This window comes from Leptolyngbya sp. FACHB-36 (assembly GCF_014695955.1).
GTDB lineage: Bacteria > Cyanobacteriota > Cyanobacteriia > Leptolyngbyales > Leptolyngbyaceae > FACHB-36.
This window is the reverse complement of sequence record NZ_JACJPG010000294.1, coordinates 1-7000: the sequence shown is the minus strand read 5'-3', so window position 1 is coordinate 7000 and position 7000 is coordinate 1. Positions and strand designations below refer to the sequence as shown.

6 protein-coding genes and 1 pseudogene are annotated in these 7000 nt (G+C 53.4%); all 7 read left to right on the top strand.

The genetic code is table 11. The features are described from left to right. Positions 1–246: pseudogene (locus H6F43_RS08025) on the top strand (riboflavin synthase); the annotation flags it as partial. A 224-nt stretch (positions 247–470) separates the two neighbouring features. Further along, positions 471–1022 (top strand): dTDP-4-dehydrorhamnose 3,5-epimerase, encoded by a 552-nt coding sequence (gene rfbC / locus H6F43_RS08020; RefSeq protein WP_190342277.1) that lies wholly within the window; start codon positions 471–473, stop codon positions 1020–1022. A 97-nt stretch (positions 1023–1119) separates the two neighbouring features. Then, positions 1120–2193: a glucose-1-phosphate thymidylyltransferase gene (locus H6F43_RS08015; protein ID WP_190342276.1), complete on the top strand. Its 1074-nt coding sequence runs from the start codon at positions 1120–1122 to the stop codon at positions 2191–2193. A gap of 5 nt (positions 2194–2198) precedes the next feature. After that, on the top strand, positions 2199–3311 hold the full coding sequence (locus H6F43_RS08010) for a glycosyltransferase (RefSeq protein ID WP_190342275.1): 1113 nt from the start codon (positions 2199–2201) through the stop codon (positions 3309–3311). A gap of 33 nt (positions 3312–3344) precedes the next feature. Continuing rightward, the gene (locus H6F43_RS08005; protein ID WP_190342274.1) at positions 3345–4631 is read left to right on the top strand and encodes a glycosyltransferase; all 1287 of its coding nucleotides are present in this window, start codon (positions 3345–3347) and stop codon (positions 4629–4631) included. Positions 4632–4672: 41 nt separating this feature from the next. Further along, positions 4673–5749 (top strand): dTDP-glucose 4,6-dehydratase, encoded by a 1077-nt coding sequence (gene rfbB, locus H6F43_RS08000; RefSeq protein ID WP_190342273.1) that lies wholly within the window; start codon positions 4673–4675, stop codon positions 5747–5749. Positions 5750–6266: 517 nt separating this feature from the next. Next, a partial coding sequence (locus tag H6F43_RS07995) for a PAS domain S-box protein (RefSeq protein WP_347272385.1) occupies positions 6267–7000 on the top strand: 734 nt, incomplete at its 3' end.

Here is a 7000-nt window from a genome sequence, read left to right as displayed (position 1 = left end):
AGCCTTACCGTTGCCGATTGTGACCCTACAGGCACCTGGTTCACCGCTGCTGTGATTCCCGTGACCTATGCCGAAACGAATCTTCAATCCCTACGCCCTGGAAGCTGGGTTAATTTGGAGGGCGATATTTTGGGTAAATACGTCGAGAAGTTTATTCGCACAGGTTCTAGCCTGGCTGGCACACAGGCATCCCCGTCTTCAGAACACTTGACGCCAGCCTTTCTAATGGAGCATGGCTACCTGTAGCCTTCACGTGTCCTCCAGTGCTGAAAGATGTGAGGGACAAGCAGGGATTTTTCTTCGACCTCATGCTGGGAAGTGCCGTCTTTTCCCCGTGGAGTGTCCATCCTAAACTGAGAGTGTTGCATCTGATGTGCTCTAGGGGAACTCTAGGGCAGCAAACGTTCTAGGGTGGGCACCCATGCAACGATCGCAGTCATCGACCGGATGGTCAGTGTGAGGAACTTGGAATGAACGTTTTACCTAGTAGCATTCCCGATGTATTAATTTTGGAGCCGCGCGTATTTGGCGACGATCGCGGCTTCTTCTTTGAAAGCTACAACGAACAGATTTTTGCGGACTTGGGCATTAACGCACGATTTGTCCAGGACAACCACTCGCGCTCTCGACAAAACGTGCTGCGCGGTTTGCACTACCAAATTCAGCAGCCGCAAGGAAAGCTTGTGCGAGTCATCGTCGGCAGCATTCTCGATGTCGCTGTTGATATTCGCCAGGGGTCGCCAACCTTCGGGCAGTGGGTCAGTTGCGTCCTAAGTGCTGAGAATAAACGACAGTTTTGGGTGCCTGCCGGATTTGCTCATGGCTTCTTAGTCCTTTCTGATCTTGCAGAAGTGCTGTACAAGGCTACAGATTTTTACGCTCCGCAGCACGAGCGAGCAATTTTGTGGAATGACCCTGACTTGGCGATCGATTGGACCTTGACAGCAGACCCCATTCTCTCTAGCAAAGACCAAGCCGCCCAGCGACTTTCTGAAGCAGAGCTGTTTGAAAAGAGCCATTAGTTAGCGGCTAGTCGCTATAGCCGTCTGCTTCCTGAGACTAGTGACCCATCCCCAAAAGCTGCTTACTCACCCTTAACCCTCCAACCCAACCCCCCCTATGAAAGCAATTATTCTCAGCGGCGGAAAAGGAACGCGACTGCGACCCCTGACTTACACCGGAGCCAAGCAGCTCGTTCCTGTCGCTAACAAGCCGATTTTGTGGTACGGCATTGAAGCGATCGTTGCCGCAGGAATTACCGACATTGGGATCATCATCAGTCCCGAGACTGGCGAGGAGGTCAAAGCGAAAACGGGCAATGGCGATCGCTTCGGTGCCAATATTTCTTACATTCTTCAGGACAGTCCGGCTGGGCTGGCACATGCCGTGAAAGTGGCGCGTCCGTTTCTGGGCGATGCGCCGTTCGTGATGTATCTGGGCGACAACTTGATCCAGAATGAGCTAGGCGGCTTGCTGACAGACTTCAAAGAGCAGCACATGGATGGATTAATTATGCTGCGTCCAGTCGCGAATCCGAGTGCCTTTGGTGTGGCAGAAGTAGACGCGCAAGGGCGAGTGATGCGGCTAGTTGAGAAGCCGAAAGTGCCGCCGTCAAATTTGGCACTGGTTGGCATCTACTTTTTCGCGCCGACGATTCATGAGGCGATCGATCGAATCCAACCGTCTGCCAGAGGTGAACTGGAAATTACCGATGCGATTCAAGAGCTGATCCACCAGCAGAAGCGTGTCGAAGCCCGCCAGATCGAAGGCTGGTGGCTAGATACTGGAAAGAAAGACGACTTGCTAGAAGCGAACCAAATTATTCTTGATACCTGCCTCCAGTCCGACGTATGCGGCGAGGTCGATGAGCGCAGTCAAGTATTTGGGCGCGTGCAGATTGGCGCAGGATCGCGGCTAATCAACTGCACCGTACGCGGTCCTGTGTCGATCGGCAAAGATTGCCACCTGGAGAATTGCTTTATCGGTCCCTACAGCAGCGTCGCGAATAACGTCACCCTCGTTGAAGTAGAGCTAGAGCACAGCGTCATCCTGCAAGGTGCCAAAGTCACGGGCATTCATCAACGCATCGTTGATAGCGTCATTGGACAGCGTGCTCAACTGAAAACGGCTCCCCAACGACCCAAGGCGCTGCGATTCATGATTGGGGACGACTGTCAGATTGAACTGGCGTAGAAGCAATGAATATTTACGTTCTCTCGGACCGGGGAATGTGCTCTAGCGTTTCCTACGATCCGCTGTTTGAACTCGAAGACATTCTGGCGCAAACGTGTAGCGCGACAATTCTAGCTCCGCTATACCGCAGCATGATGATGTGGGCGCAGTCTAGATCGCCGCTGCTGGCTAAAGGGATTGCCCGCACGATCGGCGTCTACGAATCCACTGCCTTGCCGAAATCCAGCGATGGTCCCAATGTGCTGCTGATGGTGCTACCGTTTAGTGCTCGGCTGCAACTGCTCTCCAGCATCCCAAACTGGCGATCGCGCTTTGATGTGGTAGCGGCGTACATTTTCGATGCCTGGTCGCCGGAAGCCTATCCGAGCGTAGCGCGCCAGCTTGATCACATTTTTGTGCCCATGCCAGAGATTGTTAACTCGATCCAGTCCACGCTGGAGGTACCTGTGTCTCTGCTGCCGTTCGCTTCGGATGTGCTGACGTACGGCTGTGGCAGATTAGAGCGGACGATCGACGTGATTAGCTACGGACGCATTCCTCCTGCTCACCATTTAGCCTTTGCCAACGCGTTTGATGCGCCCGATTCGTCGCGCGTCTACTACCGATCTACACCCCGACCCGGACACGACTTTGCCCAAGTCATCCCTTCAGATCAGCAGCGGCACCCATTAGACACGCAGCAGCTTTATCAACGTCTGCAAACCAGCAAGCTTGCCCTCGCCTACGACACGCTGTATCCCGGAATGCGCCAGTTTCCGTACTCATTCGTGACTCTGCGCTGGTTCCAGTGTGGTGCGGCAGGCTGCGCGGTCGTGGGTAAGCGCCCGACCACGCCTCTGGCTGACGAACTGCTGGACTGGAAGGATTCGACGATCGATCTGCCTGACGATCCTTGCGAGAGCGTAGACTTCATCCACGCTCTTCTTCAGGACACTCCTCGTCTCCACGCCATTCACCAGCGCAACTACCTGCGTAATCTCGATCGCCACGACTGGCGACATCGCCTCCAAACGCTTCTAACAACCCTCGGTCTGCCCCTGCCCCACGCTCTCGCTCAGCAGTTAGATGACGTGCGATCGCGCCATCACGCCGATGCCCTTAAATCAACGGTGCGATAACACCTCATCCACTCCTTACTCCCTCACCTCTCCATGCCAATCCCTCGCGTTCTCATTGTCGCCGAACATGCCTCTGCTCAATTCGGCGGCGAGGCAGCCCTTCCCCTCCACTACTTTCGCGTCCTGCGGCAGCGCGGTATTCCCGTGTGGCTTATGGTTCATGAACGGACGCGCGAGGAGTTAACCGCTCGCTTTGCCGAAGAGGTCGATCGGCTCTATTTTGTACCTGATACGGCCTTACACCGCTGGCTCTGGCAGCTCAGCAAGCCACTTCCGTCGCGCTTGTCCTACTTCACCGTGGGCTTTGTGCTGCGGCTAATCACTCAGTTAGTCCAGCGCCGTCTGATTAAACAAGTGATTCAGACGCATCAGATCAGCGTGATTCATCAACCAATGCCCGTGTCACCCAAAGAGCCATCAATGATTTTCGGCATGGGCGTTCCGGTCGTCATCGGACCAATGAACGGTGGCATGGACTATCCGCCTGCGTTCCGTCAGATGCAGAGCCGCTTGACGCAGTTGACTGTTGCCGCCGGACGGCAGTTCTCGAATCTGCTGAATCTGCTGATGCCCGGAAAGCGGCAGGCTGCCGTGCTGCTAGTTGCCAATCAGCGCACCGAGGCTGCCCTACCCAGCGGACTGAGCGGACAAGTCATACAGCTGGTCGAGAACGGTGTGGATTTATCGGTCTGGAAGCCTGAGCCGTCCTTGCAACCGCAGCAGGACGATTGCCCTACGCAGTTTGTCTTCATCGGACGGCTCGTCGACTGGAAAGCCGTCGATTTGCTGCTGAGTGCCGTTCGTCAGGTAACAGTGCCGATCGCACTCGACATCATTGGGGAGGGTGTAGAACGAGCCGCGCTAGAGCAGCAGGCGGCGGAGCTTGGACTGTCCAGCATCGTCCAGTTTGCAGGCTGGCTCTCTCAAGCTGACTGCGCCCAACGGCTAGAACAGGCAGATGCGCTAGTGTTGCCGAGCCTGATGGAATGTGGTGGTGCCGTGGTCCTAGAAGCAATGGCAATGGGAAAACCTGCGATCGCCACAAACTGGGGCGGTCCGGCAGACTATCTGGATGCCTCCTGCGGTATTCTCGTTGAGCCAACCTCCCGCCAAGACTTCATCGATGGTCTGGCAGCCGCAATGACCCAACTGGCAACGTCCCCAGATCTGCGTCGATCGATGGGGCAAGCGGGACGACAGCGCGTCCTCGATCGCTTCGACTGGGAGGTCAAGGGAACCACCATTCTGGAAGTCTATCAGCAGGCAATCTCCGATTCTGCTAGCCAGTCTAGTGCTTCCCAACCGCTAACAGCGACTTGATCCTACATCCGCTTTGAATCCATCCCAACAGGAACATTGTTATGTCTAGAACTCCGCGTCGGATTCTCATTACAGGTGGAGCAGGCTTTATTGGCTCCAACTTCGTGCATCACTGGTGCGATCGCTATCCGCAGGATCGCATCGTCGTGCTAGATGCCCTCACCTACGCTGGAAACCGCGAGAATCTTGCGGACTTGGAGGAGCGGGCAAACGTACGCTTTGTGCAAGGTGACATTTGCGATCGCGTGCTGGTGGAAGCCTTGTTTCGCGGGGAAGCGATTGACACCATTGCGCACTTTGCCGCAGAGTCGCATGTCGATCGATCCATCCTGGGTCCTGATGCCTTTGTCCGCACGAATGTTGTCGGCACGTTTACGCTGCTGGAAGCTTTCCGGCAGTATTGGAACACGATGGGGCAACCCTCAGACTACCGCTTCCTGCACGTTTCTACAGATGAGGTCTACGGCAGCTTAGGTCCGACCGATCCTGCCTTCTCAGAAACCACACCCTATGCGCCCAACAGCCCCTACTCCGCCTCGAAAGCGGGCAGCGACCACCTCGTCCGCGCCTACCACCACACGTACGGGCTGCCAACACTAATTACCAACTGCTCGAACAATTATGGTCCGTTTCACTTCCCGGAAAAGCTGCTTCCCCTGATGTGCATCAATATTCTGATGGGCAAGTCGCTTCCCGTGTACGGCGATGGACAGAACATTCGAGATTGGCTGTACGTAGGTGATCATTGCAGTGCTCTAGATGTGGTGATTCACCGTGGCACACCGGGAGAAACCTACAACATCGGCGGCAACAATGAGGTCAAGAATATTGATTTGGTGCACAAACTGTGTGACCTGATGGATGAGCTTGCACCAAATCTCCCTGTCCGCCCGTCGCATAAGCTGATTACGTTCGTTAAGGACCGTCCGGGGCACGATCGCCGCTACGCCATCGACGCGACCAAGCTCAGAACTGAGTTAGGTTGGACACCTGCCCAAACCATTGATACAGGGCTGCGTCAAACCGTCCAGTGGTACCTGACGCACCGAGACTGGTGGCAGCCGCTGCTTTCAACCGAGTATCAGGCGTACTATCAGCAAGTCTACGCCAGCGTTTAGTGTGAAGGGCAGTTGGACGATCGTCGTCTCGATCGCCTTTACATTCAGCGAATGGCACAGACAGACGTTAATAAAGCGCGTCGAGAAACAGTGCTGCACAACGATCATCAAACGTGCAGCACTGTTTCTCGACCCTTATTTGACATTCCTTGGAAACGAGTTCTTTAAGAAGATTTATCTAGATTAGTTACAAGATTAACTTGCTTAATTTTTCGTGCTTTAGCAGTTTCTAGAGAATAGCTTTATCTGGAACGCTGAGCATCACTTAATATTGGTGATGCTCAGCGTTGAGCTGATTTATTTCATCAAAATAGTGCTCTTTGTCACGATTACCAGCATTTTAATCTGACATACGAGTGTGGATAATGAGGAGAAACGTGTTTCTCCTCATGCAATGCTCAATCTAGCTCTTAGCAACGCACCATTTAATGCTTTCCCTCTAGAATGGCTTCATTCGATTCTTAGCAGTGGGAATTTCATTCCACACGGACACTGCTACTTGTGGAAGCCTGAATTGGTGTGGCTACATATCCTATCGGATTCATTCATTGCACTGGCTTACTACTCTATTCCAGTCACGCTGATATCGTTTGTTCGCAGGCGACAGGATTTGCCCTTCGATTGGGTGTTTCTTTTGTTTGGAGCCTTCATCGTTGCGTGTGGAACCACGCACGTTTTAGAGGTCTGGACGCTTTGGCACCCAACTTACTGGCTATCAGGATTCGTCAAAGCAATTACAGGAGTAGTTTCTGTTAGCACAGCAATCCTGTTGATTCCTTTGGTACCAAAAGCCTTAGCGCTGCCCAGCCCAACATTACTGGAAGCAACGAATCGAGAGTTAGAGTGCAAAATTGCAGAACGAAGAAAAAGTGAAGCCCGCTACCGAGCGATCGTTGAAGACCAAACTGAGCTAATTGTTCGGTTTCTGCCAGATGGAACATTGCTGTTTGTCAACGAAGCTTACTGTCGCTATTTTGGCTTAAGCCACAAAGACCTGATTGGCAAAAAATACCAACCTGTCGTGTATGAAGCCGATCGAGAAAACGTTGCTCAACTTGTGGCTTCTATTAGTGCCGATAATCCGGTGGTGACGATCGAAAACCGAGTAGTTGTGGCAGATGAAGTGCGCTGGACTCAGTGGAGCAATCGAGCACTATTCGATCAGCAAGAACACTTTATCGAATTTCAGGCAGTAGGGCGGGATATTACTGAACAGAAACACGCAGAAGTTGCTCTGCAAACTAGCCAACG